This is a genomic window from Donghicola tyrosinivorans (assembly GCF_003003355.1).
Classification (GTDB): Bacteria; Pseudomonadota; Alphaproteobacteria; order Rhodobacterales; family Rhodobacteraceae; genus Donghicola; species Donghicola tyrosinivorans.
Genome location: NZ_PVTQ01000007.1, coordinates 118,384 through 144,724, shown reverse-complemented (window position 1 = coordinate 144,724; position 26,341 = coordinate 118,384). Strand labels below are relative to the sequence as shown.

Below are 26,341 nucleotides of genomic sequence, written 5' to 3'. Positions count from 1 at the left end.
ATTAAAGAATTCGGTTTGACACAGGTCAAAGCCTGACGACCCCACTCCTGCAAAAAGAGGCAAACCCAATGCCTCTTTTTTTTATTTGGAGTGATTCCGTGAGCAGTACCGAGCCGCAGCAAGGCGAACAGCTCTACGCCGCACGCGAACCCGTCTTTCCCCGCAGGGTGAATGGCAAGTTCCGAAATCTCAAATGGATCATCATGATCGTCACCTTGGGGATCTATTATCTGACCCCTTGGATTCGCTGGGACCGCGGCCCGAACCTGCCTGATCAGGCGGTACTGGTGGACCTAGCCAACCGACGCTTCTTTTTCTTCTTTATCGAGATCTGGCCCCATGAATTCTATTTCATTGCGGGTCTTTTGATCATGGCCGGTCTCGGCCTGTTTTTGTTTACATCGGCCCTTGGCCGCGTCTGGTGTGGCTATACCTGTCCCCAAACCGTCTGGACCGACCTCTTTATTCTGGTCGAGCGCTGGATTGAAGGCGACCGCAACGCCCGCCTGCGTCTGCACCGTCAAAAGAAAATGGACCTGCGCAAGGCCCGCTTGCGTCTGACCAAATGGCTCGCGTGGCTGCTGATCGCCGTGGCGACCGGCGGCGCTTGGGTGTTCTACTTTACCGATGCACCGACCTTGATGGTCGATCTGTTCTTCTTCCGCGCCCATCCGGTGGCCTACACCACCATCGGCGTGCTGACCGCGACGACCTTTGTCTTTGGCGGCTTTATGCGCGAACAGATCTGTATCTACGCCTGCCCGTGGCCCCGTATTCAGGCTGCGATGATGGACGAAGACACCTTGACTGTCGCCTATCGAGACTGGCGCGGCGAGCCGCGCGGCAAGCATCGCAAAGCCGAAGGCGCCGAGCAGCTTGGCGATTGCATTGACTGTATGGCCTGCGTGAACGTCTGCCCCCAAGGGATCGACATCCGCAACGGCCAGCAGATGGAGTGTATCACCTGCGCCCTCTGCATCGATGCCTGCGATGACATGATGGCCAAGATCGGCAAGCCCCGCGGTCTGATCGACTATCTCGCCCTTAGTGACGAGCCAAACGAACGCGCTGGTCAGCCGCCCAAAGCCATCTGGAAACACGTCTTCCGCCCGCGCGTCATTCTCTACACCACCCTGTGGTCGCTGGTCGGTTTTGGTCTGCTGTTTGCTCTGTTCATCCGTCAGGACATCGACATGACCGTCGCGCCCGTGCGCAACCCGACCTTCGTGGTTCTGTCTGACGGCGCGGTTCGCAACACCTATGACGTGCGCCTGCGTAACAAGCATGGCGAGGATCGCGGCTTCGTTGTCCATGTTTCGCCCGAAGACAAGTTTGAACTCAAACTCGAAGGCTATGACGGTAACATCACTGACGTGCCCGCCGATGCCACCAAATTGCAGCGTGTTTATGTGATCGCGCCCGCAGGCTCGGAAGAGGCGAAAGCCGAACGTGTAGACATCGACATCTGGGTCGAAGACCCTGTCGCCACCGAGCGCGTCTCGAAAAGCAGCATCTTTAACGGAAAGGCCAACTGATGAGCACGACCGCAAAGGAACCCTTCACCCTGAAAGGCTGGCATGTCCTACTTGGATTTGTCGGCGCTTTCGGAGTGATCATTACAGTCAACGTTGTGATGGCCTATCAGGCCATCCACACCTTCCCCGGCCTTGAGGTGAAGAACTCCTATGTGGCCAGCCAGACCTTTAACGAGGATAAGAAGGCGCAAGAGGCCCTGAAATGGGATGTCTCTGCGCGTATGGATCGCGGCAATCTGGTGCTGACCATTCTGGATGATGCGGGCCAGCCCGTACATGCCACGATCGAGGCGGCCGATCTGGGCCGCGCCACCAACGTTGCCGACGACCAAACTCCGCAATTTGCATGGACCGGCAGCGCCTATTCGGCCCCCGTCGATCTGGGCAAAGGCAACTGGAACCTGCGCCTGAAGGCCCGCGCGGCTGACGGCACCCTGTTCCAGCAACGTATCGTTCTCCACATTCTGGATTGATCCCAACCATGAGCGCCGCTCTCCAATCGTCTGCCCCTTCGGCCTGTCCGGCCTGCCTTGCGGCCCCTTCCGCCGAGGCGCTTGCCAATGCCAACGCCCCGACCGAGGCGCAAATCGCGCTCTCGGTTCCGGCGGTGCATTGCGCGGCCTGTATCAGCACGGTCGAACATGCCCTCAAGGCCCACCCCAAGGTGAAAGAGGCGCGGGTCAACCTGACCCTCAAGCGGGCGATGATTGAAGGCGATCCCGATCTGGATGCCGACGAGCTGGTCGCGACGTTGGCCAGCGTTGGCTATGAGGCGCACGAGCTGGATCTTGCCACCATCCGCAGCACGGCCACAGACAAAGCGGGCCGCGATCTGCTGATGCGGCTTGGCGTGGCGGGCTTTGCCTCGATGAACGTGATGCTGTTGTCCGTATCGGTCTGGGCCGGCGCGGCGGACGCCACGCGCGATCTGTTCCACTGGATTTCAGCGGCGATCTCTCTGCCTGCCATCGGGTTTTCGGCGCAGCCGTTCTTTCGCAACGCATGGCGCGGGCTGTCGGCCCGTAGCCTGAATATGGACGTGCCGATCACGCTGGCGATTCTACTGGCGGTGGTCATGTCGGTCTGGGAAACCGCCCTGTCGGGCCATCACGCCTATTTCGACGCCGCGCTGACCCTGACCTTCTTTCTTCTGGCGGGCCGCTATCTGGATCACCGCACCCGCGCCGTCGCCCGTTCCGCCGCCGAGGAGCTGGCCGCGCTGGAAGTGCCCCGCGCCATCGTCCTGCGCGATGGGGTCGAACATGTTACCCCTGCCGCCGAATTGCGGGTGGGCGATCTGATTCTGGTCCGCCCCGGTGCCCGCTGCCCCGTGGACGGCACCGTCCACGAAGGCTCTAGCGAGCTGGACCGTTCCCTGCTGACCGGCGAGACCTTGCCCGTCTCCGTCCACGCAGGGCAGGGGATCAGCGCGGGCGAGGTCAACCTGACCGGCCCCCTGACCATTCGCGCCGCCGCCGTTGGCCGCGATACATCCCTGCACCGCATGGCCGATCTGGTGGCCATCGCGGAATCTGGCCGCTCGCGCTACACGCCGCTGGCCGACAAGGCCGCGAAGCTTTACGCCCCCGGCGTGCATATCCTGTCGGCGCTTAGTTTCATCGGCTGGTTCATCTACTCGCAGGATGTGCGGGTGTCCCTCAACATCGCCGCCGCTGTCCTTATTATCACCTGCCCCTGTGCGCTGGGTCTTGCAGTGCCTGCCGTGACCACTGCCGCCTCGGGGCGTCTGTTCAAAAAGGGCATGCTGATCAAGGACGCCACCGCTTTGGAGCGTCTGTCCGAAGTGGACACCGTTATCTTTGACAAAACCGGCACCCTGACCGAGGGCGCGCCGCAGCTGTCGAACCTTGGCGATCACAGCCGCCGCGATCTGACCATCGCGCTGGCGCTGGCGCAGGGCTCGTCCCATCCGCTGTCAAAGGCTCTGACCTTCGCCGCGCGCGAAGCTGGCATCCATCCCGCCCAGATCACCGAGATCAAGGAAATCCCCGGTCACGGCACCGAAGGACGCATGGGCGCGCAAATCGTGCGCTTGGGTCGTCCCGACTGGCTTGGCGCACCGGAAACCGATGCCACATCGGCGTGGCTGAAGGTGGGCGATGCGGATCCCGTCTGCTTCCGGTTTGAAGACAGCCTGCGGGCAGGGGCCGAAGACACCATCGCCGCCCTCATTCAGCAGGGCCGCCGCGTTGTGCTGCTGTCGGGCGACGCGCAGGCCCCCGTGCAGGCCCTTGCGCAGCGTCTTGGCATTAGCGAATGGCAGGCAAAATGTCTGCCGCAGGACAAGCTGGCCTTTATCACCGATCTGACCCAGCAAGGGGCCAAGACTCTGATGGTCGGTGACGGTCTGAACGACACCGCCGCTCTCTCGGCGGCCCATGTGTCGATCTCGCCCGCAACGGCGCTGGATGCCGCCCGCGTTGCCTCGGACATCGTATTACTTGGCAAGGACCTCTCGCCCGTGGCAGAGGCGCTGGTGACCGCCAAACGCGCCACCGCCCGCATCCGTGAGAATTTCCAGATCGCCACTCTTTATAACGTGATCGCCGTTCCGTTGGCGATTGCGGGCCTTGCCACGCCGCTGATCGCTGCGTTGGCGATGTCCTCCAGTTCCATTATCGTGTCGCTGAATGCGCTGCGTCTGAGGTAATCCATGCAGATCCTGACCCTTTTGATCCCTATCTCGCTTGTCATGGGCGCTCTTGGTCTGGTGGGATTTGTCTACACCCTGCGCTCTAGCCAGTATGAGGACCCTGACGGCGACAGTCAGCGGATTCTCACCGATGAGTGGGACGATCACCCCAAACCCTAAGTTTTTAAGGCCCGCCGCGCACCAAATCGGCGGGCTTTTGCTTTTAGCGGGAATCGCCTCTGGCGGATTCGCGCTGTGTGGCAATTTTAATGGTTGCGACAAGTGGGCAAGAGGGTGTCTGATCTTTTGCACATTAAGGCAGTTCCGGCTTAATTGCGGCAGCAATAAGGCAGGCGTTTCCAAGCCGTGAGGGCAAGGTTTAAACCGCTTTTGCATGAAACTAAAGAATGCTGCGCTGCAGCAACTTTCAGATCAAGCTCAGTTAACCAAAGGTAAACGCGGTTCGCATCTTTCATTGATGGGGGTGCAGCCCTGAATTGAATGCCCCGATTTCCGTGCGCGTCAGGTATCAGATTTTTCCGGTTGTTCAGAGGGGTAGCCTCCTTTCGGCGCACTTTCACATCTTTGCAAAAAGCGAACGCTCAACCCAATGATGTGTCGGGTGTGTACCTCTAAATGTGACAAAATTTGTTACAAATACAGAATATAGGTGTCAGCCGATCTTCTGAGTTGATGCCTTTAAATTGGCCTACGGTTTCCGATATCGCGACAATCGGAAAACATCATAGCCCGCAAAGTGACAGACCTCGTGCACAATTTCGCCCATCTTCGTTTCTATAAATAACCCAAGAAACGTTGACGCACAGGTTCAGGAGATAACGGTGAGCGGCTTTGTAGGACAGATTAAGACGGCAGTCTTTGGGGCGCTTTCGGTTTCCGAGGGCGAGACATTCGATACCATCGGTCTGGTTCAGGCGCTTGACCAGATCTTCGCGCAGATGGTCGCGGAAAAGGCGCTGAAGGCGGAAGATGCGAAATGCATGAGCCGTCAGGTCAACAACATCTTCAACGCAGTGACCACCCTGGGCCCCGATGGCCGGTCCGAGATCAAGGCGGCGCTTGCCCATATCCTCTCGCAAGATCTGTGCATCAATTTCGAAGGCCCCGTGACCGCACGCAACACCGACCCGCTGTTCATTGCCATCGATGACGCGGATCAGGACGCTGTGCTGGACATTCTGCATGATGTGGATGTGAACCACTACAGTGCGACTTCGGGGACCACGCCGCTCTATCACGCAATGTCCAATATGGACGGTCTATCCGTTCCGATCCTTCAAACCCTGCTGGATAACGGCGCAAAGCCTGCACTGGGGGCAGAGGGGCTGAACGTTCTGCATGGTCTGGCTTTCGCCAGCATCGAAGACAGTGACGTGCCTGAACTTTCGCGTGTCATTCGCCGCTGTATCGCGCTGGGTGCTGACATCGAACAACACACGGCCACACTGAAATGGACGCCCTTGATGGTGGCCATCAGTGAATGGAACCTCCCCGCCGCCCGTGCGCTGCTGCTCGCTGGCGCCAATCCTGATGCCCACGCAGGAGATCTGGACGGCAGGGGGGTCACCGCGCTGGATCTGGCGGCCAATATGCATGCGGCTGTGGATCTTCTGGATGAATTCCAGGCCACGGCGAAATCTGCATCCCTGACGGTCGCATGCGCCGGACATGACGCCCGCGCCTTCCAGCCCGCACTCTAACACCCGTCTTCCTCCCGTGAAAAAGCGCGCAGCGGTATGACCGAGGCGCGCTTTTTTCTGTCTGGCGAACAGGTGTGGCGGAAAAGGGGAGAGGGCCTAGCTTGGCCCCACCATAAAGCAGGTCACGTTGCGTGCCTGCAAACGCTTGCAGGCCAGTTCTGCTGCATCCCGCGTCATTCCGATGAAGTTTGCATCATAGCCGGTCGAGCGTGCCTGAATGGACCGCTGCGAGCCCTGCAAAGTCTCCATCTCTTGCAGGCTGGTGGTCACCAGCGCCCGTTCGGCCATATAGCGGTTGCCGAAGCGGCCCACATTGACGCCCCAGCTGCGATCGTTCCCGTTCAGGTTCCGCGCCACGACACGAACGGCCTCGGCCACCGGTTCGGGATCAGGCTGCGCGGTCATAGGAGCGGCCTTGGCACTTGCGTTTTTGGGTCTGGCCCGCGGTGCGACCGGATCGATGTTCACCACTTCTTCCGCATCCCCTTCGCCTACAGGCTCGCTCAGGGCGGCAAGGGCGACGGCTTGGGCGATATTCTGGTTCAGTGCTGCGACCTGTACCGGATCAAGCGGGGCCGGATCGGGCAGGGGACGCGCGGTCGGGCGCAGGCTTTTCTGCATGACCATAGAAACGCGGATCGTTTTCCCCGCGGCGGGCTTGTCTACGCCGCCAGCCGCGTTGCCCACATATTGCGGCGCACGGGGTTTCGCCAGTGCCACGCGGCTGGGGGCCTTTTGAAAGCCCATATCCATCAGCTTGGCCACTTTGGCATTACGGTTCGCGGTCGAGGTGCCGCCGAAGACCGTCACAATGATCCGCTCGCTGCCACGAACCGCCGAGGCGGTCAGGTTAAAGCCTGCAGCATTGGTGAAACCGGTCTTGATGCCGTCAGCGCCAGCGTAATCGCTCAGGAACCGGCGGTTGGTGTGATAAACGGTCTTGCCGCCCACATCCGCGGTCTTACGCGAGAAGATGTTGTAATACTGCGGGTAATCAAACAGCAGGTGACGACCCAGAACCGACATATCCCGCGCGGTGCTCAGGTGACCGGATTCCGTCAGGCCGTGCGCGTTCTTGAAGGTGGTGTGCGTCATCCCGATCGCCTTGGCGGTGCGGTTCATCCGGCGGGCAAAGGCTGCTTCGGAACCACTGATCGCCTCGCCGATGGCGGTGGCGGCATCGTTTGCGGATTTCACGGCCGCCGCGCGGATCAGATAGCGCAGCTTTACCTTCGATCCTGCCCGCGCGCCCAATTTGGAAGGGGGCTCGCTGGCCGCGTTCTTGGAGATGGTGACCAGATCGTCCAACCCGATTTCACCATGTTCGACGGCTTCGAACGCGATGTAGAGGGTCATCATCTTGGTCAAAGATGCCGGATGCAGGCGCGCATCGGCGTTTTCGGTATAAATGACGTTCCCTGTCCTTGCATCCATCACAACAGAGGCACTGGGTGCCGCGATTGCTGATAGAGGAAGGATAAGGATCATCCATACAAGTGCCACCAGCAGAATCCCGAATCGGGCCCACTGGGCACTGGGAAGTGCCTTCACTGCTCTAGCCATTTTCTGCCTCAAACCGCCGGATTTCTTCCGATCAGTCATTTGTTTATTGAGGACAGGCTATCATAGCGACACTTGGAAAGAAAGTCTGTGTTTTCAAAGTCTTTCGGGCATTGGTTTATCCACAGGCCGCCATCGGAGTACCATATCTAGCCAAAAGTGTGTGGAATCAACCACATGCGGTATCAACCTAAAAGTGTTAACAGATCAGGTAAGGGATTCCAGCAACGATGGCAGCTCATGCAAAGTCGGGATTGTGCGGAATCTTGCCTCGGATTCAGGCGCATCCGCGTGTTCCAAGGCCCAAGTAATATCACTTGGAACATGGATTCCCCACGCTCCGGCCTGAATTGCCGGAATCACATCGGACTTCAAACTGTTCCCGACCATCATCGAACGCTGCGCGCCGCCGTGGCGGGCGAAGATGTCTGCGTAAATCTTCGATGTCTTGTCACTCACGATTTCAATTCCGTCAAAGGACTCACCCAGCCCCGACTGGGCCAGCTTGCGTTCTTGGTCCAAGAGGTCGCCCTTCGTAATCAGAACTAACTCATACCGGCCCGCGCAGGCCGCGATCACCTCAGCCGCACCTGGCATCAGCTCGATCGGATAGGTTAGCAAATCGCGGCCTGTGTCGATCAATTCGCGGATCACGCGGGCGGGGACGCGCTCGTCCGTGACCTCAATCGCGGTCTCGATCATCGACAGGACAAAGCCCTTAACCCCGAATCCATAATGTCCGACGTTTTTCTTCTCGGCCGCCAGCAGCCGCTCGGCCAGATGTTCTTTCTCGGCATAATCAGCCAGAAGGTCGGCAAACCGCTCTTCGGTCATCCGGAAGTGGCGCTCATTATGCCAAAGTGTGTCGTCCGCATCAAAGCCAACTGTGGTAATTGACATATAATTGTCCCTTTTACGGCCTTTCGTAAGGCAGCGTTCCCGTACACCTTTTGTCACAGGATATCCCGTCTGGCGTCTCCTCAAAGGAGCAAAATAGTGGAAGTGCTGGAAAAAATGCAAAAAATCCGTGATCGGGCGCTTTGTGCCGCACAAAGCAGCCGCGCGTTCCGCCTATGGCAAAAGGGCTTTAAACTGCTGCGTTTCCCGCTATATACAGCCTTTCAACGGCCACGGAAGGGAACGCCCGACCTCATGACCCGCTTTCCTGTGAAAATGTCGGATCAAAACGATGACAGTTCCGACAGCGATGTCATTCTGAAGACCCGTCGCAAGACGCAGCGCCCGCCCATGTATAAGGTGCTGCTGCTGAACGACGACTACACGCCGATGGAGTTCGTGGTGCATATCCTCGAACGCTTCTTCGGCTTGAATCACGCACAGGCCTTTGAAATCATGCTGACCGTCCACAAAAAGGGTTTGGCGGTCGTCGGCGTCTTTAGCCATGAGATTGCCGAAACCAAGGTGACACAGGTGATGGATTTCGCCCGCCGTCACGAACACCCGCTTCAATGCACAATGGAAAAGGAGTAGGGCGCACGCCCTGCCGTTCATGCAGAACATTCGTTTGACACTGGCCCTCGAGGCGGGACTCTCCCTGCCGGAACAGGGCCCTATCGCCGTTTTCCGTCCCCGCGGCGACACCATGCTGGCACCTCTGCCCGTGGACCGTATCACCGCCATTCAAAGCTTTGCTCCTGATGCTGCGCAACTCAAGGCCCGCGGGATCAAGGTCGCCCCTCGTGAAGAGGGCAGCTTTGCCGCCTCGGTGGTCTTCCTGCCGCGCGCCAAGGATGAATGCCGCGCCCTGATCGCCCGCGCGATGGCCGTGACCACCGGTCCGGTGATCATTGATGGCAGCAAGACCGACGGCATCGAGTCCGTCCTTAAAGACATGCGCAAGCGTGCGGACCTTGCCCCCGCGATCTCCAAGGCTCACGGCAAGATCTTCTGGTGCGACAGCACCGACGCCTTTGCCGGTTGGAACATCGGCCCGACTGCGAACAAAGACGGCTATGTCACCGCACCGGGCGTCTTCTCGGCGAATGGCGTGGACAAGGCCAGCGCGGCGCTGGTCGCGGCACTGCCTGCCAAGCTTGGCCGCGCCATTGGCGATTTCGGCGCTGGCTGGGGTTACCTCTCGGCCCAAGTGCTGCCCAAGCACCCCGAGATCGAAACCCTGCATCTGGTCGAGGCCGAGGCCGTCGCCCTTGATTGTGCCCGCCAGAACGTCACCGATCCCCGCGCCAAGTTCCATTGGGCCGATGTCAGCCGCTGGCAGACACCGCAGCTTCTGGATGGTGTGATCATGAACCCGCCCTTCCACACCTCTCGGGCCGCCGATCCGGCGCTTGGGCAGGCGTTTCTACAGGCGGGACACAGTGTTTTGGCTCCCGGAGGTCGTCTTTGGGTAGTCGCAAACCGCCACTTGCCTTATGAGAATACATTGACCGGGCTCTTTGCCCAGGTGTCCGAGATCGGCGGGGATGCGTCCTTCAAGGTACTCGAAGCCGTGCGCCCCAAGCGGCGGGTCTGACGCGAATTGCTGGCAGGAGTCTCTGAGCAATGAGTTTTTCAATTTCCGGTAAGACAGCGATCGTCACCGGTGCCGCAAATGGCATCGGTCTGGCCATCGGACGCCACTTTGCCAAAGAGGGCGCGAATGTGATGTTCGCGGACATGGACGAAGAGCAGCTGCTGCGCGAAGTGGGTGATGACGCCTCTCGCCCCAGCAACGTCGCCTATTTCGCCGGTGATCTGCGTGAACGTCTGGCGCAAGCGAACCTGCTGTCCGCCACCATCGACGCCTTTGAAAACGTGGATATTCTGGTGAACGCCTCCCGTCAGGTGGTGACCTCGGACCCGCTCGACCAAGAGGCCGACAACGTCGAGGCGCTCTTGCAGCAGAACCTGCTGATCAGCCTGCGTATGACCCAGCTGGTGGCCAAGCGCATGATCAAACAGGCCAAAGGGCAAGAGGACATCCTGCAAGCGGGCACCATCATCAACCTCTCGTCCATCGCGGCCCGTCGGACCAACCCCGACATGCTGGCCTTCTCGGTCAGCTCTGCCGCGCTAGAGCAGATGACCCGATCGATGGCCGTCGCCCTCGCGCCCGAGCGCATCCGCGTGAACGCGCTGGCCTTCGGGTCGGTCATGAGCTGCTCGCTCAAGGACATCCTGAAAGAACATACGGACTTCCGTGACGAAATCGAAGGTCACACCCCCATGGCGCGTATTGCCTCGGCCACCGAACTGGCCGAAGCGGCGCAGTTTCTGGCCTCGGACGGGGCCAGCTTCATGACGGGGCAGGTGGTGACCGTGGACGGTGGCCGCACCCTTTTGGATCCGGTCAGCGCCCCCGCCCACTAAGGCGATCCGCACCACAGCAAACACAAACGCGCCCCGAAAGAGGCGCGTTCTTTCATTTCCAGAACTGGCACTTTACTGGCCGCGTTACTGGCGCGGTCCGGGCAGCGCCATACAGGCCGCTTGCGTCCGCGATGTGCTGCTGACCAGCGCATCGCGCTTGGCGATCAGTTGCGTCAGCTTGCGCTGCTCAAGCTCCATATCCACGGCCACAGCCTCTTCACGGGACGTCATGCGGGTTTCATTGCAAAAGCTGACACCCACGTTCCGCCGACGGTCTCCCATGCAAAAGACCAACTCGTTCCGCGGCTCCAGCTTCTCAACCACGCGGTAGCCCCGAGCGACCACAAGTTGCTGCTCGGCGATCAAAGCGTCGATCACCTGCAATTCCCGCGCACTGTCGCGCAGGCATTTCTCTTGCGGACTGGCGCAGGCCGCCAGCAACAGGGCCAGCGCCAAAGGCATCACATAACGGACCATTCGTCACCTCATAGACTTCGGCCCCAATCATAAGCGCCCGCGCCCCAAAGGCCAACTCACGCCTGCGCCAGTGCCTTACTGTTCGGCGGGAATACGCAGCACGCGCCGCGCCATGGCAAACCCCAGTGGCCCGATCACCATCGAGGCCACAAAGGCAATCGGCCACGCCACCACAAAACGCTGGCCCCAGTGTTCTAGCCACAGAACCGTTAACCCATCCTGAAGCGCACTAAAAAGTCCGGTCATAAACAGGGCCATCATGGCGGAAATGAAAAGTTGGGCGGTGATGATCATCTTCTTGGCCTGCATCGGCTGTCCTTTCATGGTGGAGGATGGCCCGACGCATACGCAGACAGCATCCCCCGATAAAACGGGTCGGATGCCGTGGGTTCGGAGGGGATGCCCCCGACTAACTCTCGCAACTGCGATGACCGGGATAACCGTACCGGTCCTGCGTTTTTCGGCTAAACGTCAGCTAGGGGTGCAAAGGCCGCAAGTCAACGGTCCTTCAGCGCAATTCCAGCTCTGACAGCGTTGCCCGAACCACGCTGCCTGTATCGTCACCATCGCTTGAGACGGCCAAGCCCACCAGCGCCCCCGCTTCATGGCCAAAAGCGCGGCGATAGTCCGTGGCCAGATCCACCGTCTCAGCAAACGCGCCAGTTCCCGCATCCCGCAGGACTACAGACGTACCTTGCCCCAGCAAATAGGGCGAAGGCACCAGCCGCCCGCGCGCGCCCTTGCCGCCCCAGACATACAGCAGCACCCGCACCTCGGGGCGCTTCAAAAGCCAGCGGATCGGGCGGCCCTCGGCCTCGGCCACCAGATCATTCGGCAGGAACACGAAATACAAAGACATATTCCGGTCATCGCCACCCTTGCGGGCCAGATCGGTGGCAGGCACCGATTGATCCACCTGCCAGCGCCACATGGCCTGCCGCGCCCCGCGCACCTCCGCAGGCACCGCCCGCCACAGCAGGGACACCGCCCCATCCGACACAATCTCCAGCGCGGCCCCGCGCTGGGTGTAATCGTTCGAGGAGAACAGCGAAAACCGCTGCTCTCGCCAACTGCCATCAAAGGGCAGGGCAAGCAGGGTAGAGGGCAGTAGCACGCAGGCCAGAAGGGGCATCAGATGTCTCATACGGTCTGATACGACATCAACGCCCCCTTGGTTCATGACCTTTCCTCACAACTGCGTCAGCCCTGCCTCTGGTCAGGCCCGCTGCTACCTGCTAGCCAAGTGCCCAACAACGCCAAGGCACATGAGAGGGCCCATGACCGAAGAACTCGTCACCGAACGCGAACGCGCCAGCGCATGGTTCAAGGAACTGCGCGACCAGATCGTCGCCGCCTTTGAAGGGCTCGAGGACAGTCACACCGGCCCCCTCGCGGATCGCTTGCCCGCAGGCCGGTTCGAAGTCACCCCCACCAAGCGCACCGCTGAAGACGGCAGCGACGCAGGCGGCGGCCTGATGTCGGTAATGCGCGGTGGTCGCGTCTTTGAAAAGGTCGGCGTGAATATCTCGACCGTCTACGGCACCTTGGGTGAACGGGCGCAGCACGCCATGGCCGCCCGCAAAGGCATTCCGGGCATGAAAGAGGACCCGCGGTTCTGGGCCAGCGGCATCAGCCTTGTGGCCCATATGCAGAACCCCCATGCCCCTGCCGTCCACATGAATACCCGTATGTTCTGGACGCCCCATGCGTGGTGGTTCGGTGGCGGCTCGGACCTGAACCCTTGCATCGAATATGACGAAGACACCGCCCACTTCCACGACACGCAAAAGGCGCACCTCGACCCCCACGGGGCCGATTGGTACCTCAAGCTGAAGGCATGGGCGGACGAGTATTTCTACGTCCCCCACCGCAACCGCGCCCGCGGCGTCGGCGGCATCTTCATGGACGATCAGTGCAGCGGTGACTGGGAAGCGGACTTCAAGCTGACCCAAGACATTGGCCGCGCCTTCCTGCCCGCCTATCTGCCGCTGGTAGAAAAGCGCCGCGATACGGATTGGAGCGATGCGGACAAGGACACCCAACTGGTGCACCGTGGTCTTTATGCGGAATACAACCTTGTCTACGACCGCGGGACCAAATTTGGCCTGGAGACCGGCCACGACGCCAACGCCGTCCTCATGAGCCTGCCTCCGCTGGCCAAGTGGGTCTGATCCCGAATGGGGCGCAACCCGCCCCATTCCCCGCAAACGTATGTACGTTTGCCATACGTTATCCATACGCAGAACCACCCCTTGATTTTACGTAAAATCAAGGGCTTGCGCTGAGATCAGAACCGGTAGCTGATCGACAGCTCGCCGACGCCGCCTTCTACGTCCACGTCTTTCAGACCAGTTTCTTTTTTCAATTGGTCTACGAATTCGAAGCGGTTGTATTCCAGTTCGACCAGCACGTTTTCAGTCGCCTTCATGACCAGCCCAAGACCATAGGCCACGCCGGTCACATTTTTCTTGGCACTGTCACTGTTCATGGTCGCTGAGCCGACAGTCACAAAAGGCAGGAAACGGCCCGCATTAAATCCAACCCGCGCGCTGCCCCGCAGAAGCAAGGCCTGATCTGAAGTGCCAGTTACATCCAGTTTGTCATAAGACAATTTGCCTCCGACGACCCAGTCATTCAGGTCGTGCATGAAGCCCAAGTGAATTCCGGTGGTGTCCGATAGGGTGACGTCGCGGGACTTTTCCCGATAGGTAACTGTGCCTTGACCCTCGCCCACATGAAGACCGGCGTAAAATCCGGTCCAGCTGCTGGAAATATCCTGCGCCATCGCAGACGTTCCTGCCGCGGCAAAAAGCAGCGAATACACAAAAGCTTTCGCGTTCATGATGAAATCCTTAAATCTATAAAGATCTCACTCTGCCATCTCTTTGGGTGACTTGAATTGCTGCAGGCGCAAAGATTCTGGATGTTGCTGGTGCGTCACTCAAAACAAAATTATTGCAATGACTTAGCTGTATTGGGCGCAAGCTTCCAACTAAAGTTTTACCCCTTCGCGCCAAACCCCGAGTAATTCCAGATCATCGCTCAGGTGTATCAGATCGGCGCGCGCGCCAACCTCGATCCGGCCGATGTCGGTGCGACCGATCAGATCGGCAGGCACGCGGGTTGCCATGGCGAATGCGTCGCGCAACGGCACACCTGAAAGCACCATGTTGCGAACGGCGGTGCTCAGGTCCAGATCGGCTCCGGCTAGTGTGCCGTCTTCTAGCGTCAGGCAACCATTGCGGCGCATCACCGTGCGGCCATTCAGGGTGAAGCTCTGGTCCAAGGTTCCGGCGACAGCCATCGCGTCACTGACCAGAAACAGCCGGTCCTCACCCGCCTTGGCCCGCCAGACCATTGCCAGCAGGTCAGGGTGGACATGGACGCCATCGGCAATCAATCCGGCGCTCATGGTGGGGTCATTCAGAGCCGCACCCACACAGCCCGGCGCTCGGTGCGACAGACCACTCATGGCATTGAAAAGATGGGTAAATCCTTCGGCTCCCGCTGCGCTGGCCGCGCAGCAGGTATCATAATCGGCGTCCGTGTGGCCCAGGAAAACCTGCACGCCGCCCGCTTGAAGTTCGGCGATCTGATCAGGGCGCACAAGCTCTGGAGCAACGGTCAGTTTCAGATGCCCGACGATCCGCGCCGCATGGGCGTAGAGGCTGATCTCGACCTCCGTTAAAGGGCGCAGCAAGCTGGGGTCATGGGCACCGGCACGGGTGATGTGCGGGCCTTCGATATGCAGCCCCGCCAGCCCGCGAACCCCTTGTTTTCTGGCCTCTTCAAAGGCGTTCACCGTGTCTTGAAAGACCTCCAGAGGGGCGGTGATCAGGGTTGGCAGCAGGGTCGTTGCCCCAAGCCGCGCGTGGGCTTCGGACATGTTGGCAAGGGTCTGGGCGGTAGGGGCCTCGTTCAGCATCACGCCGCCGCCGCCATTCACCTGCAAATCCACATAGCCTGGGCACAGATAGCCGCCGCCAAGGTCGATCCCTTTGGCAAAATCCAGTCCGCTGATGCGCCCGTCCTTGATGTGGACCGAGCCGCCCGCGTGCAGCTTTACCCCGTCAAACAGCCGTGCCCCTTCAAGGATCATGGCATCTCTGCCGTGTAGGCAAATGCGCCGTCCAGCGGGCTGCCATCGCGCTCGGCTAGGGCGATCTGCATGGGACGGGGCAGGAATTCCACATAGGTCGCGCCAAGCCCGCCCATCAGCGCCAGCGGTACGTCTTCGGTCCAGCCAAGCTGCAACAAAGTCCGGTGCAGATAGTCGGCACCGCGGCTCATCAGATCGGCGGCAACCACATCACCAGCACGGGCCGCGCCCGCCACATCGGGGGCCAGTTCGGCAAACTCGGGCGCGCTCATTTGCGCGGCGCGGCGCATCAGGTCCGCTGGCCCGTGTTGCAGCAAGTTTTCCGTGAAATCAGAGGCTTGTCCTGATCCGTCATAGGCGGACAGTGCGGCGCGATAGGCCTCGCGCCCCAGCCATGCGCCGCTGGCCTCATCCCCAAGGGCAAAGCCCCAGCCGCCCGCAAATCGCGCCTGACCGCCGGTCATCACCCCTACGTATGAGCCTGTGCCAATGCCTGCCACAGCGCCAGTGCCGCTGTTCAGAAACGCCCCGCGCAGGGCGATGGCGCGGTCATCCTCAACCCGCAAATGCAGGAAATCGGGGAACGAGGCCGCGACCCGCATCCGGTCGGTATCGTCCAGCACACCGGCCAAGCCCATGCACACGCGGGCCTCAAGCAGATCGGCCCAGTCCAGCCCTGCGGCAGCGGCCAGCGATGCCAGCCCCGCCTGCAGGTTTTCAATCGACCGCTCAGGGGCGCTGGTCACATTGGCCGGACCGCCCGAGACCTCGACCCGCTGGTCGCCATGTCTCAGAACCATCCGGCAGCCCGAACCGCCACCATCAACTGCTATGCGGATCGGGTCTGTCATGGGTTATGCCCCGCGAACCGTGTCGATCATCAGCTGCACATTCGCGGGGTCCGCGTCGGGCGTAATGCCGTGACCAAGGTTGAAGATATGGGGCCCGTTTTTGAAGGCCTCGACGATATGGCGGGTCTCGTCGATCAGGGCCTGACCGCCGGTCACCATATGCGAGGACTTCAGGTTCCCCTGCACGCAGCCATCCACCTGCACATTCGCCGCCGCCCATTCAGGGCTGACCGAGTTGTCCAGCGCAACGCAATCAGCGCCGGTGGCATTGGCAAAGCCCACATAGTTCTCGCCCACTTCACGGGGGAAGGCGATGATCGGCACGCCGGGGTGACGGTCCTTGATCTCTTCGATGATGCGCTTGGCGGGGGCCTGCGCGTACTTCAGGAAAGCCTCGCCCTTTAGCGAACCTGCCCAACTGTCGAACAGCTTGACGCATTCCGCACCTGCGCGGATCTGCATCGACAGATATTCAATGGTAGAGGCGGTCAGACGGTCGATCAGCGCCTCAAACAGCGTGACGTTTTCCGCCATCAACTGATGGGCAGGGCCCTGATCAGGGGTGCCGCGACCAGCGATCATATAGGTCGCAACAGTCCAAGGGGCACCGGCAAAACCGATCAGCGCAACCTCATCGGGCAGGGCCTCGGCCAGATTGCGGACGGTCTGGTAAACGGGGGCCAGATGGTCGTGAATGTCATCCGCGCCTTTTAGTTTGGCAAAGTCGCTTTCGGTGGTGATCGTGGACAGACGCGGGCCTTCGCCGGTCACAAACCACAGATCGGCACCAAGGGCGTCGGGGATCAGCAGAATGTCGGCAAACAGGATCGAGGCATCGAACCCATAGCGGCGGATCGGCTGCAAGGTGACTTCGGTGGCCAGATCGCTGTTGTAGCAAAGGGACAGGAAATCCCCCGCCTGCGCACGGGTTTCGCGGTATTCGGGCAGATAGCGGCCTGCCTGACGCATCATCCAGATGGGCGGGGTGGGCAGGGTTTCGCCCGACAGGGCGCGCAGCAGCGGTTTGGTCTCGGCCATGATGTCCTCAGTTCTCTTTGCCAGTGTGGTCCCGCGTCTGGGACAATCTGTCAAGGCCAACCGCCTGCGACCCGTGGTATCGCGCTTGCGCAGGGGGGCTTTGGCGGTCTATCGATTGCCACATGACACAGATGCGACCCACCCCCGACCAGCCCCTGCGTATCGGCACCCGCGGCAGCCCGCTGGCGCTGGCTCAGGCCTATGAGACCCGCGCCCGTCTGATGGCCGCTTTCGATCTGCCCGAAGAGGCGTTCGAGATCGTGGTGATCAAGACCACAGGGGACAACCGCGCCATGATCGATGCGGACCGTCCCCTGAAAGAGATCGGCAACAAGGGCCTGTTCACCAAAGAGATCGAAGAGGCCATGCTGGCCAAAGAGATCGACATTGCGGTGCATTCGACCAAGGACATGCCGGTTGCGCAGCCTGAAGGTCTGGTGATCGATTGCTTCCTGCCCCGTGAAGATGTGCGCGATGCGTTTGTGTCGGCGACTGTTGGCTCGATCGCCGAACTGCCCGCTGGCGCGGTGGTCGGCACCTCTAGCCTGCGCCGCAAAGCGCAGCTGTTGCAGGTCCGTCCCGATCTGAAAGTGGTTGAGTTCCGTGGCAACGTGCAGACCCGATTGAAGAAACTTCAAGATGGCGTCGCTGATTGCACCTTCCTTGCAATGGCCGGCCTGAACCGTCTGGGCATGAGCGATGTGGCGAAATCCGCCATCTCGCCCGATGAGATGCTGCCCGCCGTGGCCCAAGGCGCGATCTGCATCGAACGCCGCGCCGATGACGCGATGGCCGGTGAGATGCTGGCCGCAATCCATGACGCGACCACGCAGGTTCTGATGAACGCAGAACGCTCGTTCCTTGCGGCGCTGGATGGCTCGTGCGAGACGCCGATTGCGGCGCTGGCCCAGATCGATGGCGACCAGATCCGTCTGCGCGGTGAAATCCTGCGCCCCGACGGGTCCGAGCGTTTGCAAGACGATCGCACCGCACCCGTGGCCGAGGCCGCGGCGCTGGGGATTGCGATGGCAAAGGACTTGCTGGAAAAAGCCGGTCCCGGTTTCTTCGACTTCCGCGAGGAATAAGAACAAAGCCCCGCAATCGCGGGGCTTTTTCATTTCACGCTCAGGCTCCTGTGACGCGCCAGATGATGTCACCCACATCATCTGCCATCAGCAGGGACTTCCCGTCCGGCCCGATGACAACGCCCACAGGGCGGCCATATGCCAGCTTTTCATCCTCGGACAGAAAGCCCGACAGGATATCCCGCGACGGGCCACTGGGCTTGCCGTCCTTGAACGGCACAAAGATCAGCTTGTAACCGCTCAGCTTCGACCGGTTCCACGATCCATGCTGCCCGATCACCATGCCATCGCCAAAGCCCGGCAGGGTGCCTTCGGGCATCCAGCACAGCCCGAGCGAGGCCGTGTGACCCCCAAGCGCGTAATCGGGCTGGATCGCCTTGGCGACCAGTTCCGCATCCTGAGGCACGCGGTCATCCACCGTCTGGCCCCAATAGCAGTAGGGCCAGCCGTAAAAGCCCCCATCCACCACCGAGGTCAGGTAATCCGGCGGGGTTTCATCCCCCAGACCGTCCCGTTCGTTCACCACGGTCCACAGCTTGCCCGTTACCGGCTCCCACGCCATGCCGACCGCGTTACGCAGGCCCGAGGCAAAGATGCGTGCGTCACTACTGGCCACGTCCAATTCCCAGATCGTGGCGCGGCCTTCTTCGACCTCCATCCCCTGATCGCCGATGTTCGACAAAGACCCCACGCCTGCGTAAATCTTGCTGCCATCAGGCGATGCCAACAGGCTGCGCGTCCAATGGCCGTGGGGTTTAAAGTCCACCAGCTTTTCGCCGCTGCCCTGTAACGCCGTATCCCCGACGGTGAAGTCAAAGACCCGAATGCCGTCCGTATTGCCCAGATAAAAGCGGTTGCCGACCAGTTCCATCCCGAAGGGCTGGTTCTGGTTTTCAACGAAGACCTCGCGGATTTCGGCGGTGCCGTCCCCGTCCGTATCCCGCCACAAGGTCACGCGGTTCGCGCTTTTGCCGATGGCTTTGACGCGGCGCATGGTGGCTTGGGCGGCGTGGTCCATCAGGGTTTTGGGCGGTCCGGCCTGTTCTTTGGATTCGGCTACCAGTACATCGCCATTGGGCAGCACCTTGATCCAGCGCGGGTGATCCAGACCTGATGCAAAGGCGTTGACCTTCAGGCCCGGTGCACATGTGGGCAGGTGCCCGTCTTTCCACCCCTCGGCCGCGGGCATCTTTAGGGTCATAATGCCTTGTTTGCGGGCCTCGGGAATCTCTGGCGCGGTGCCAAAGGCCTGCTGCTGCGGTGAATTCATGCGCCGCACAAAGGCAATCGTGCCGCCTACCAACGCTGTAGCTTTCGCGATCAGTTCCATGTCCGCTTCCCCATCTTTCCGCATGTCTGCGTGTTAGCGCTAGCCTATCGGAAGCGGCGCGGGATCGGCAACTTATTCGTGTGCCACCAAGCGTGTGGCGGTGCATGTCACAGGTCCTATCCCTTTGCGGCAAAAACCGCCGTTGCACTCTGCCGCGCCCTATCATCACGGCTAACGGTGCGGAATATTTCCGTTCTGGGGCGGGGGTCCATTGACGCGGCGCGTCGCCTGAGGACTAATCATCTTACGGGCGGATCAAGTTGGGAGAGCTGATCGGTCCCGAAGCGTGCTGTGCTGTCATGAAGATCATGCATGATGGCTGGTAGGGCATTGAACGTACCGCCCCTGTCCCTGCCTTGAGGCAATCGCCGAGGCTGGGTGGCTTGGCCGCAAATCAGGGCGTGGATTTTAAAGCTGCCGGTGTTCAGTACTGGTGGCGATACGCCGAAAGGCGCTTGGGGAGGGGACTATGAGTGAAGATGTAGGATTGATGCGTGCTGCAGAGATGACGCAGCGCCTTCAGAACCTGACGGTGCGGATGACACAAGCGCTGGCAAAGCAGCCCACACCGAACCCTGGCATCGAAGGACCGGGATTGGATCTTTACGCAACAACCGCCGCCGCATGGTGGCAGCAGACCCTTGGCAATCCTGTGCAAGCGGTCGAGCAGGCCACAAACTTTTGGCAGGCATCGGTCAACGCGTGGAAAGGGGCAATGCATAAGGCCAGTGATGACGGAGAGGTGCTGGACAAGCGTTTCGCTGACGCCGACTGGCAGGACAACCCGTGGTTCGACTATCTCAAGCGCCAATATATGGTCAGTGCCAATGCAATGCAGCAGGCTGTGGCGGGCATCAGTTCACTGCCCGAAACCGACCGCCGCCGGTTGCAGTTCTTCACGGATCAGATCGTGAATTTGATGGCGCCGAACAACTTTCTGGGCTCGAACCCTGCGGCCCTGCGCCGTGCGATGGAGACCGAAGGGGAAAGCCTGCTGAAGGGGCTTGAGAACCTTGTCAGCGATCTTGAGGCCAACGACGGGGCACTGCTGGTCAAACTGGTGGATGAAAGCGCCTTTTCGGTCGGTGACAACATCGCCACAGCGCCAGGTCAGGTCGTCCTGCGCACCAAGATGATGGAGCTGATCCAATACGCCCCCTCCACCGAAACGGTGCAGGAAGTCCCGATTGTGATCTTCCCCCCTTGGATCAACAAATTCTACGTGCTGGACCTCAAACCCCAGAACTCGATGATCCGCTGGCTGGTGGACGAAGGCTACACGGTGTTCGTGGTCTCATGGATCAATCCCGGTGCGGATTTGGCGGACGCGGGCCTTGAGGACTATATTACCGACGGCTATCTGGCCGCGATCGAGGCCGCCAAGGTGATCACCGGCCAACCTTCGGTCAATGCAGTGGGCTATTGCATCGCAGGCACCACTCTGTCGCTGACCCTGTCGCTTCTGGATCAGATCGGCGACACGTCTGTGAACTCGGCGACATTCTTTACCACACTGACGGATTTCGCGGAGCAAGGGGAATTCACGCCCTTCCTGCAGAATGACTTCGTTGACGGGATTGAGGTCGAGGTGGAACGTTGCGGCTATCTGCCCGCCCGCGTGATGTCGCGCACCATGTCCTTCCTGCGGTCTAACGATCTGGTCTACGCGCCTGCAATCCGTAGCTATATGCTGGGTGAAACGCCGCCTGCGTTCGATCTGCTCTATTGGAACGGCGACAGTACGAACCTGCCCGGCAAGATGACGATGCAGTACCTGCGGGGACTCTGTCAGGCTAACGCCTTTTCCGAAGGTACATTCCAGCTGATGGGCCACACCCTGTCCGTTGCGGATGTCAAAGTGCCCCTCATGGCGATCACAGCGCAGACTGATCACATCGCGGCTTGGAAGGATTGCTATCGCGGTGTCGGGAAGATGGGCTCGGACGACAAGACCTTCATCCTATCTCAGTCGGGCCATATCGCTGGGATCGTGAATCCGCCTTCCAAGGGCAAATACGGCCATTACACCAACAAGCAGCTGAGCGGCGCTGCGGATGACTGGCTAGAGGCTGCGAAGTTCAACCAGGGGTCATGGTGGCCCTTGTGGAGCGAATGGCTCCGCCCCCGCTCGGGCGAGGCTGTTCCGGCGCGCACACCTGTCGAGACCGATCTAGGCGCAGCACCAGGGACGTATGTGAAGATTAGAGCCAACTAAGCCTGAAGCGCTTTGGTGAGAAGTTGCGGGCCTTAGGGCCCGCAATGCCTTCGGCGAAGGTATTTTTGCCAAGATGAAATAAGCGGCGTGCGTTTTTATTCGCGGGCTGGCAGATAGGGCGTGGGTGGTTTGGCTTGCTTCGCGCGGGCGTTGCCATATTTTCTAAAAAGGTTTGCGGGTTTGCGTCCAGCGTGCGCTTGTCCGGATAGAATGAAGGTAAGAAATTCGATGAAGACTGTTTTCCGGCCTGTTGCGCCGTTGCTTCTGGTTTTGGGGCTTGCGGCTTGTGCGGCAGAGCCGACTGTGACCGAAGAGGGCTATCTGATTGTGGTGCCCGAGCAAGTGGTTGCTATGGCGGCCCCCTATCAGGATCTGACCGCGGTGCAGCTGAACCCGAATGACGGGTGCTACTGGTATCGTCATGAAAATGCGGTCGAAGTGACCATGCTGCCCCTGCGCACCAACGCTGGCAATCCGATCTGCACGGTGGTCGAAGCACCCGCAACGGTAGAGACAACCGCGCCTACGCCAACGACGTAAGCGCGATCCTTTTTCGTTGCCTGTCAGCTGGCCGCAGTGATGCGGTCTTCTGGCGGGTAGAGATATGCGGTGACGCCGGGATCAACCTCTTCGTAGAGGCCGATGATGTGGGCCATCACCATCCGTACGCAGCCCGAGCTGGCGCGGCCGCCGACCGACCCCGGATGGGGCGTGCCGTGGATGCGCAGGTAGGTGTCGCGGTTTCCCTGATAAAGATAGAGCGCGCGCGATCCCAAGGGGTTCTTGGGTCCACCGGGCATGCCGTCTTCGAATTGGGAATAGGTGTCCGGTTCCCGCTCGATCATTGCGGGGGTCGGGGTCCAGCTGGGCCATTTCGACTTGCGGCGGACATTGTAGACGCCGGGCTCATAGAGGTTGCCCTTTGCGATCGCGACGCCGTAGCGCATCGCGGTGCCGTCGCTTTTCACATGGTAAAGGTAACGGGCTACTGCATCCACGTGGATCGAGCCGGGGCGCACGCCGCTTTTGGCTTCGACCTGAACGGGAAGAAAGCGGCTTTGCAGGCCCCACGGGTTCGACGTGTGCATGTCATAGTCCATCGGGGTCACCTGACGGTCCCAGCTGTCCCACATGGAGCTATCCGAGGTGCGTTCTGCCAAAGCCGGAGCGGCGAAGGGCGCCGAGACGAGCGGCGCGGAAAACAGAGCGGCTGAGGTCTGGATGAAATGGCGTCTGGTCAGCAAAGTGTGCTCTCCTGTCTCGAATGTCGTCGCGCCACCTTGAAGGGCGGCTGTCTGTGAAAAGGCAACGCACGGGAAAGCCGGATGGGACAATAACGTTCCCGTGTGCGGGCGATTTAATTCGAAAGTGTTGAAAAGTTGTTTTAGTTTGTCAGGCCCTAGCACAGGTGCTTTTCCAGAGCGAGATCACTGTTAGAAAACTTTAGGAGACGTCGCAGAAAAGCAACGAAACAAGGGCGACAAAGGGGATGTTTGCCGTCAAATTGCCCTCTGTTGGCGCGGACCTACCCCATAGGCCTGCCGGTAGACCCGCGAGAAATGGCTGGGATTTTCGAAGCCGCAGGCCAAGGTTACTTCGGTCACGGACATCTCGGTCTGTTGCAGCAGTTGGCGGCCACGGGCCAAACGCAGGGTTTGCAGGTGCTTTTTGGGGGTCGTGTTCAGGTGTTTTTTGAATAGCCGCTCAAGCTGGCGGATGGAAACGCCAGTGTGGGCAGCCACTTCGGTCATGGTGGTGATGGCGTCCAGATCGCGCTCCATCACTTGCATGGCTTTCGACAGCACGTCGCAACGGATGCCGAAACGCGCCTGAAACGAGACCCGCTGGGTGGCGCTGGCAGTCCGGACCGAGTTGTAGACCATCTGGTCCGAAACCGTTACGGCCAGCCCTTCGCCATGACGGGCCGCGATGAGGTCCAGCACCATGTCGGCGGCGGCTTGGCCCCCTGCGGCGGTCATGATCGCGCTGTCTTTGACATAAACGCCTGGTGACAGGTCAATGTCGGGGTAGGTTTCGGCAAAGGCGGCGTGGAATTCCCAGTGCAGGGCGACGCTGCGCCCGTCCAGCAAGCCTGCCTCGGCCAAGACAAAAGCGCCTGAACAGAAGGCAGCAACCGGAATGCCCTGATAACGGGTGCGCCGAACCAGAGCCAGCAGCCGCTTGGAAATATGCTCCTGCACGTCATTGCCGGTGATGATGAACAGTTGATCAAAGGTCACGCAGTCGTTGAAGCTGTGATCCATCAGCATCCGCACCCCGTTTGAAGCGGTCACAGCGCCGCCGTCTTCCGACATGAAGGACCATGTATATAGGGTTTCGCCCGACATCCGGTTTGCGATGCGCAGGGGCTCGATCGCATTGGCAAAGGCCAGCTGCGTGAACTCTCCGACAAAGACAAACAGGAAATGCTGGGGTTCGGCCAAAATGTCTCTCCTACCCGGTCAGGTGGCTGCGCAGGGGCGATGATCGACCCGCAGCCCGAATGCTCGAATTTAACGAATGTTAAAGATTTGCCCGTAGGGAAGCATTCGTCAAGCAGCATTCATCTAATGAGAAGGCGGCAAAGCGCTTTGGGCTGTATTACAACGCAGCAGCCAAGAGGCCCATCACCAGCGCGGCCAGCAATCCGCCCATGTCGCCACCATCATCGCCGCCGCCGTCATCAGCAGACATGGCGTCTTCTTCTTCGTCCTCATCTTCCGCAAAATGCGCGTCGTCCGAGAACAAGTCATCGTCCGGCAGGGTTTCATGGGTCATCAGGCCGCTTGTGTCTATCAGAGCGTCATCTGCAGCCAGTTCAGTGTCGTCGAAGGCGTCCGGATCAACCGACAGCATCGCGCCATCAGCCCATTCCGCAATCTCGGCGATGCCTGCGTCCGAGCGGGCAAAGACAAGGCGCACCATCTCATCGGGGCGGGTGAAGTCAAAGCTCATGACGTTGCCGTCTTGCGTCAGATCGATCTGTTCGCGGATACCTTCGGCGTACTTCAGGCTTTCGGGGGTCTGATCGACACCCTCAACGACCGGCACATTGAACAGAGTGTGCCAGTCCTCGGGAACCTCGGCGTGTAGGCTCTGGCCCCAAACTCCTGCGGTGTCCCCCAACCCCCGCAGATCGATTTGTACCGTTTGCGGCCCGTCCAGCGTTTTGGGAGCGCCCAGAAACAGCACCAGCTTGTCGGCGCTGTCAAAGGCGTAAGCGGTGGCCGCGTCGTCGTTTGTGTGATCGTTGGCATCGTGCCAGTTCAGGATGCGTGTGCCGTTCAGGCTTTCGGCCATCATGTCCTGAATTTGGCCTCCTACAAAAATGTGCGCCTCGCCATTCACATCGGTGTAGCTGGAGGCGCCGCTGTGCGTCAGATCCCAGCCATAGACCCCTGCGGCCTCGGCGCCGATGGCGTGATAGTCAGAGAAGGTCTGCAGAAGGGTTTCAGCGTGTTCCATGCCCATCGCGCGGGTGGCCAGCATATCCTGATAGTGCTGTTCGAATTCCAGATTGCTGCGTCCGTCCAGATCCAGATCATCCACGGTTAGACCGTCGTGGTCATGGGTGGACAGAAAATCCTCTGCCGCCTCAACCCGCGAAAGCGATGCGGCGTTGTAGGCCGACAGATAAAGACCCGGCCCTTCGCCGCCCAGTTCCTCGGCGGTGTCGGACCACATCTCATGGGCGGCCTCGATCACGTCGACGGCGCGGTCGGCCCCTTCGGCGCTATGGGTGAAGCGATGTGTGGACAGCATGTCGGGCAGGGTCAGAGCGTCTTCGCTCATGGCCTCGATCAGGGCTGCATTGCCATCTTCGGTGCGGCCAAGCTGGATGCTGTATTCGACGTTTTCGGGGTGAACGTCGAATTCGCCCTCCAGTGTGTGAAGAACCTCGGCGTAGGTGTTGACCACAGCCGCATAGTGTTCAGCCTTTTCCGCTTCGTCGATGCCGTGGAAGTTGGCGTAGAATTCGTTGCCCATCTCCATGACCAGTTTGTCGGGCAGTTCCCCGAAAGTACCGCTGAAGAGGTCAGTGAAGAAGTCGGCGGCATCCACGCGCAGACCTTCCAGATCATCCTCATAACGGGCGGTGGGCAGGATGATGGATAGCGACAGATGCTCGTCGCGGGCCAGCGCCATCAAATCGCTCAGGCCGGGGCGGTCGTAGTCGCCGCTGTAGAGGTCCTCGTACTGGATGCCGTAGCGTTCGTCATTGTTCTCTGCCAGCGCGCCACCGGGCCAGACGATCATGCCCACATCGGTCTGGCCGATCTGGTCCAGAAACCGGTCGAACCCGCGCAGCGAAACATAGCGCGCACCGAAGCTGTCGGCGTCGATCACCTGTGCTTGCGCATCAGGTTCGAGCGATATGTTTGAAATATAGGACACGAGACTCATCCTCCGGAGATACCTTCGGAAAGATGAATGTATGTTGTGCTTA

General features: G+C 60.2%; 25 protein-coding genes. 12 read left to right on the top strand and 13 right to left on the bottom strand.

Annotated features, from left to right (window positions below):
• Positions 1-68 precede the first annotated feature (68 nt).
• The 5 genes from ccoG (at position 69) to CLV74_RS11855 (ending at position 5,909) form a co-directional block, all read left to right on the top strand.
• Positions 69-1,535 (top strand): cytochrome c oxidase accessory protein CcoG, encoded by a 1,467-nt coding sequence (gene ccoG / locus CLV74_RS11875; RefSeq protein WP_106264969.1) that lies wholly within the window; start codon positions 69-71, stop codon positions 1,533-1,535.
• Positions 1,535-2,008 (top strand): FixH family protein, encoded by a 474-nt coding sequence (locus CLV74_RS11870; RefSeq protein WP_106264967.1) that lies wholly within the window; start codon positions 1,535-1,537, stop codon positions 2,006-2,008. Before ccoG ends, CLV74_RS11870 begins: the two co-directional genes overlap by 1 nt.
• Before the next feature lie 8 nt (positions 2,009-2,016).
• Positions 2,017-4,206 carry a heavy metal translocating P-type ATPase gene (locus tag CLV74_RS11865; protein WP_106264965.1) on the top strand — a complete coding sequence of 730 codons (2,190 nt, stop codon included), beginning with the start codon at positions 2,017-2,019 and terminating at the stop codon, positions 4,204-4,206.
• A 3-nt stretch (positions 4,207-4,209) separates the two neighbouring features.
• Positions 4,210-4,368: a cbb3-type cytochrome oxidase assembly protein CcoS gene (gene ccoS / locus CLV74_RS11860; RefSeq protein WP_106264963.1), complete on the top strand. Its 159-nt coding sequence runs from the start codon at positions 4,210-4,212 to the stop codon at positions 4,366-4,368.
• A gap of 662 nt (positions 4,369-5,030) precedes the next feature.
• Positions 5,031-5,909: an ankyrin repeat domain-containing protein gene (locus CLV74_RS11855; protein WP_106264960.1), complete on the top strand. Its 879-nt coding sequence runs from the start codon at positions 5,031-5,033 to the stop codon at positions 5,907-5,909.
• 96 nt (positions 5,910-6,005) lie between these two features.
• Here CLV74_RS11855 and CLV74_RS11850 read toward each other — a convergent pair whose 3' ends face one another.
• Together CLV74_RS11850 and CLV74_RS11845 are read right to left on the bottom strand one after the other, a co-directional pair.
• Positions 6,006-7,472 carry a D-alanyl-D-alanine carboxypeptidase family protein gene (locus CLV74_RS11850; RefSeq protein WP_425430978.1) on the bottom strand — a complete coding sequence of 489 codons (1,467 nt, stop codon included), beginning with the start codon at positions 7,470-7,472 and terminating at the stop codon, positions 6,006-6,008.
• A gap of 204 nt (positions 7,473-7,676) precedes the next feature.
• Entirely contained in the window at positions 7,677-8,369 is a 693-nt protein-coding gene (locus CLV74_RS11845) for an HAD family hydrolase (RefSeq protein ID WP_106264957.1), read from the bottom strand.
• 252 nt (positions 8,370-8,621) lie between these two features.
• Between CLV74_RS11845 and clpS the strand changes: the two genes are divergently transcribed.
• The 3 genes from clpS to CLV74_RS11830 are packed head-to-tail and all read left to right on the top strand — an operon-like array spanning position 8,622 to position 10,799.
• On the top strand, positions 8,622-8,960 hold the full coding sequence (gene clpS / locus CLV74_RS11840; protein ID WP_106265130.1) for an ATP-dependent Clp protease adapter ClpS: 339 nt from the start codon (positions 8,622-8,624) through the stop codon (positions 8,958-8,960).
• A 34-nt stretch (positions 8,961-8,994) separates the two neighbouring features.
• Entirely contained in the window at positions 8,995-9,963 is a 969-nt protein-coding gene (locus tag CLV74_RS11835; protein ID WP_342753483.1) for a class I SAM-dependent methyltransferase, read from the top strand.
• 29 nt (positions 9,964-9,992) lie between these two features.
• On the top strand, positions 9,993-10,799 hold the full coding sequence (locus tag CLV74_RS11830) for an SDR family NAD(P)-dependent oxidoreductase (protein ID WP_106264952.1): 807 nt from the start codon (positions 9,993-9,995) through the stop codon (positions 10,797-10,799).
• Positions 10,800-10,883: 84 nt separating this feature from the next.
• On the opposite strand, the gene CLV74_RS11825 is transcribed toward CLV74_RS11830, so the two are convergent.
• From CLV74_RS11825 to CLV74_RS11815, 3 genes are all read right to left on the bottom strand, one after another.
• Positions 10,884-11,276 carry a hypothetical protein gene (locus CLV74_RS11825; RefSeq protein WP_106264950.1) on the bottom strand — a complete coding sequence of 131 codons (393 nt, stop codon included), beginning with the start codon at positions 11,274-11,276 and terminating at the stop codon, positions 10,884-10,886.
• 75 nt (positions 11,277-11,351) lie between these two features.
• Complete coding sequence (locus CLV74_RS11820) at positions 11,352-11,585, bottom strand: DUF2798 domain-containing protein (protein ID WP_106264948.1); 234 nt, start codon at positions 11,583-11,585, stop codon at positions 11,352-11,354.
• A gap of 199 nt (positions 11,586-11,784) precedes the next feature.
• The gene (locus tag CLV74_RS11815; protein ID WP_245888531.1) at positions 11,785-12,408 is read right to left on the bottom strand and encodes a DUF3047 domain-containing protein; all 624 of its coding nucleotides are present in this window, start codon (positions 12,406-12,408) and stop codon (positions 11,785-11,787) included.
• A 145-nt stretch (positions 12,409-12,553) separates the two neighbouring features.
• Between CLV74_RS11815 and hemF the strand changes: the two genes are divergently transcribed.
• Positions 12,554-13,447 (top strand): oxygen-dependent coproporphyrinogen oxidase, encoded by an 894-nt coding sequence (hemF, locus tag CLV74_RS11810; RefSeq protein WP_106264946.1) that lies wholly within the window; start codon positions 12,554-12,556, stop codon positions 13,445-13,447.
• 116 nt (positions 13,448-13,563) lie between these two features.
• Here hemF and CLV74_RS11805 read toward each other — a convergent pair whose 3' ends face one another.
• From CLV74_RS11805 to hemE, 4 genes are all read right to left on the bottom strand, one after another.
• Positions 13,564-14,118, bottom strand: a complete 555-nt coding sequence (locus tag CLV74_RS11805; protein ID WP_106264943.1) for an outer membrane protein — start codon at positions 14,116-14,118, stop codon at positions 13,564-13,566.
• Between the two features lie 150 nt (positions 14,119-14,268).
• A complete protein-coding gene (nagA, locus tag CLV74_RS11800) occupies positions 14,269-15,375 on the bottom strand; it encodes an N-acetylglucosamine-6-phosphate deacetylase (RefSeq protein WP_106264941.1) in 1,107 nt (368 codons plus the stop codon).
• Positions 15,372-16,226: a glucosamine kinase nucleotide-binding domain-containing protein gene (locus CLV74_RS11795; protein WP_106264939.1), complete on the bottom strand. Its 855-nt coding sequence runs from the start codon at positions 16,224-16,226 to the stop codon at positions 15,372-15,374. The genes nagA and CLV74_RS11795 overlap by 4 nt, the downstream gene beginning before the upstream one ends.
• Before the next feature lie 3 nt (positions 16,227-16,229).
• A complete protein-coding gene (gene hemE / locus CLV74_RS11790) occupies positions 16,230-17,264 on the bottom strand; it encodes a uroporphyrinogen decarboxylase (protein ID WP_106264937.1) in 1,035 nt (344 codons plus the stop codon).
• Positions 17,265-17,386: 122 nt separating this feature from the next.
• Between hemE and hemC the strand changes: the two genes are divergently transcribed.
• A complete protein-coding gene (hemC, locus tag CLV74_RS11785; RefSeq protein ID WP_106264935.1) occupies positions 17,387-18,349 on the top strand; it encodes a hydroxymethylbilane synthase in 963 nt (320 codons plus the stop codon).
• A gap of 40 nt (positions 18,350-18,389) precedes the next feature.
• On the opposite strand, the gene CLV74_RS11780 is transcribed toward hemC, so the two are convergent.
• Positions 18,390-19,679 (bottom strand): PQQ-dependent sugar dehydrogenase, encoded by a 1,290-nt coding sequence (locus tag CLV74_RS11780; protein WP_106264933.1) that lies wholly within the window; start codon positions 19,677-19,679, stop codon positions 18,390-18,392.
• Positions 19,680-20,148: 469 nt separating this feature from the next.
• Between CLV74_RS11780 and CLV74_RS11775 the strand changes: the two genes are divergently transcribed.
• Positions 20,149-21,894 (top strand): PHA/PHB synthase family protein, encoded by a 1,746-nt coding sequence (locus CLV74_RS11775; protein ID WP_106264931.1) that lies wholly within the window; start codon positions 20,149-20,151, stop codon positions 21,892-21,894.
• Between the two features lie 228 nt (positions 21,895-22,122).
• Positions 22,123-22,434: a hypothetical protein gene (locus CLV74_RS11770; protein WP_106264928.1), complete on the top strand. Its 312-nt coding sequence runs from the start codon at positions 22,123-22,125 to the stop codon at positions 22,432-22,434.
• Between the two features lie 23 nt (positions 22,435-22,457).
• Here the strand turns inward: CLV74_RS11770 and CLV74_RS11765 are convergent, their stop codons facing one another.
• From CLV74_RS11765 to CLV74_RS11755, 3 genes are all read right to left on the bottom strand, one after another.
• Positions 22,458-23,138, bottom strand: a complete 681-nt coding sequence (locus CLV74_RS11765; protein ID WP_106264926.1) for a L,D-transpeptidase — start codon at positions 23,136-23,138, stop codon at positions 22,458-22,460.
• Positions 23,139-23,393: 255 nt separating this feature from the next.
• Positions 23,394-24,338 carry a GlxA family transcriptional regulator gene (locus CLV74_RS11760; RefSeq protein ID WP_106264924.1) on the bottom strand — a complete coding sequence of 315 codons (945 nt, stop codon included), beginning with the start codon at positions 24,336-24,338 and terminating at the stop codon, positions 23,394-23,396.
• A 157-nt stretch (positions 24,339-24,495) separates the two neighbouring features.
• Entirely contained in the window at positions 24,496-26,289 is a 1,794-nt protein-coding gene (locus CLV74_RS11755; protein WP_106264921.1) for a hypothetical protein, read from the bottom strand.
• Positions 26,290-26,341: the final 52 nt, after the last annotated feature.

Excerpts from the sequence above, each read along its gene's own strand:
- ccoG (WP_106264969.1), top strand. The coding sequence starts at position 69 with ATGCCTCTTTTTTTTATTTGGAGTGATTCCGTGAGCAGTACCGAGCCG.
- CLV74_RS11870 (WP_106264967.1), top strand. The coding sequence starts at position 1,535 with ATGAGCACGACCGCAAAGGAACCCTTCACCCTGAAAGGCTGGCATGTC.
- CLV74_RS11865 (WP_106264965.1), top strand. The coding sequence starts at position 2,017 with ATGAGCGCCGCTCTCCAATCGTCTGCCCCTTCGGCCTGTCCGGCCTGC.
- ccoS (WP_106264963.1), top strand. The coding sequence starts at position 4,210 with ATGCAGATCCTGACCCTTTTGATCCCTATCTCGCTTGTCATGGGCGCT.
- CLV74_RS11850 (WP_425430978.1), bottom strand. The coding sequence starts at position 7,472 with ATGGCTAGAGCAGTGAAGGCACTTCCCAGTGCCCAGTGGGCCCGATTC.
- CLV74_RS11845 (WP_106264957.1), bottom strand. The coding sequence starts at position 8,369 with ATGTCAATTACCACAGTTGGCTTTGATGCGGACGACACACTTTGGCAT.
- clpS (WP_106265130.1), top strand. The coding sequence starts at position 8,622 with ATGACCCGCTTTCCTGTGAAAATGTCGGATCAAAACGATGACAGTTCC.
- CLV74_RS11830 (WP_106264952.1), top strand. The coding sequence starts at position 9,993 with ATGAGTTTTTCAATTTCCGGTAAGACAGCGATCGTCACCGGTGCCGCA.
- CLV74_RS11825 (WP_106264950.1), bottom strand. The coding sequence starts at position 11,276 with ATGGTCCGTTATGTGATGCCTTTGGCGCTGGCCCTGTTGCTGGCGGCC.
- CLV74_RS11820 (WP_106264948.1), bottom strand. The coding sequence starts at position 11,585 with ATGCAGGCCAAGAAGATGATCATCACCGCCCAACTTTTCATTTCCGCC.
- CLV74_RS11815 (WP_245888531.1), bottom strand. The coding sequence starts at position 12,408 with ATGCCCCTTCTGGCCTGCGTGCTACTGCCCTCTACCCTGCTTGCCCTG.
- hemF (WP_106264946.1), top strand. The coding sequence starts at position 12,554 with ATGACCGAAGAACTCGTCACCGAACGCGAACGCGCCAGCGCATGGTTC.
- CLV74_RS11805 (WP_106264943.1), bottom strand. The coding sequence starts at position 14,118 with ATGAACGCGAAAGCTTTTGTGTATTCGCTGCTTTTTGCCGCGGCAGGA.
- nagA (WP_106264941.1), bottom strand. The coding sequence starts at position 15,375 with ATGATCCTTGAAGGGGCACGGCTGTTTGACGGGGTAAAGCTGCACGCG.
- CLV74_RS11795 (WP_106264939.1), bottom strand. The coding sequence starts at position 16,226 with ATGACAGACCCGATCCGCATAGCAGTTGATGGTGGCGGTTCGGGCTGC.
- hemE (WP_106264937.1), bottom strand. The coding sequence starts at position 17,264 with ATGGCCGAGACCAAACCGCTGCTGCGCGCCCTGTCGGGCGAAACCCTG.
- hemC (WP_106264935.1), top strand. The coding sequence starts at position 17,387 with ATGACACAGATGCGACCCACCCCCGACCAGCCCCTGCGTATCGGCACC.
- CLV74_RS11780 (WP_106264933.1), bottom strand. The coding sequence starts at position 19,679 with ATGGAACTGATCGCGAAAGCTACAGCGTTGGTAGGCGGCACGATTGCC.
- CLV74_RS11775 (WP_106264931.1), top strand. The coding sequence starts at position 20,149 with ATGAGTGAAGATGTAGGATTGATGCGTGCTGCAGAGATGACGCAGCGC.
- CLV74_RS11770 (WP_106264928.1), top strand. The coding sequence starts at position 22,123 with ATGAAGACTGTTTTCCGGCCTGTTGCGCCGTTGCTTCTGGTTTTGGGG.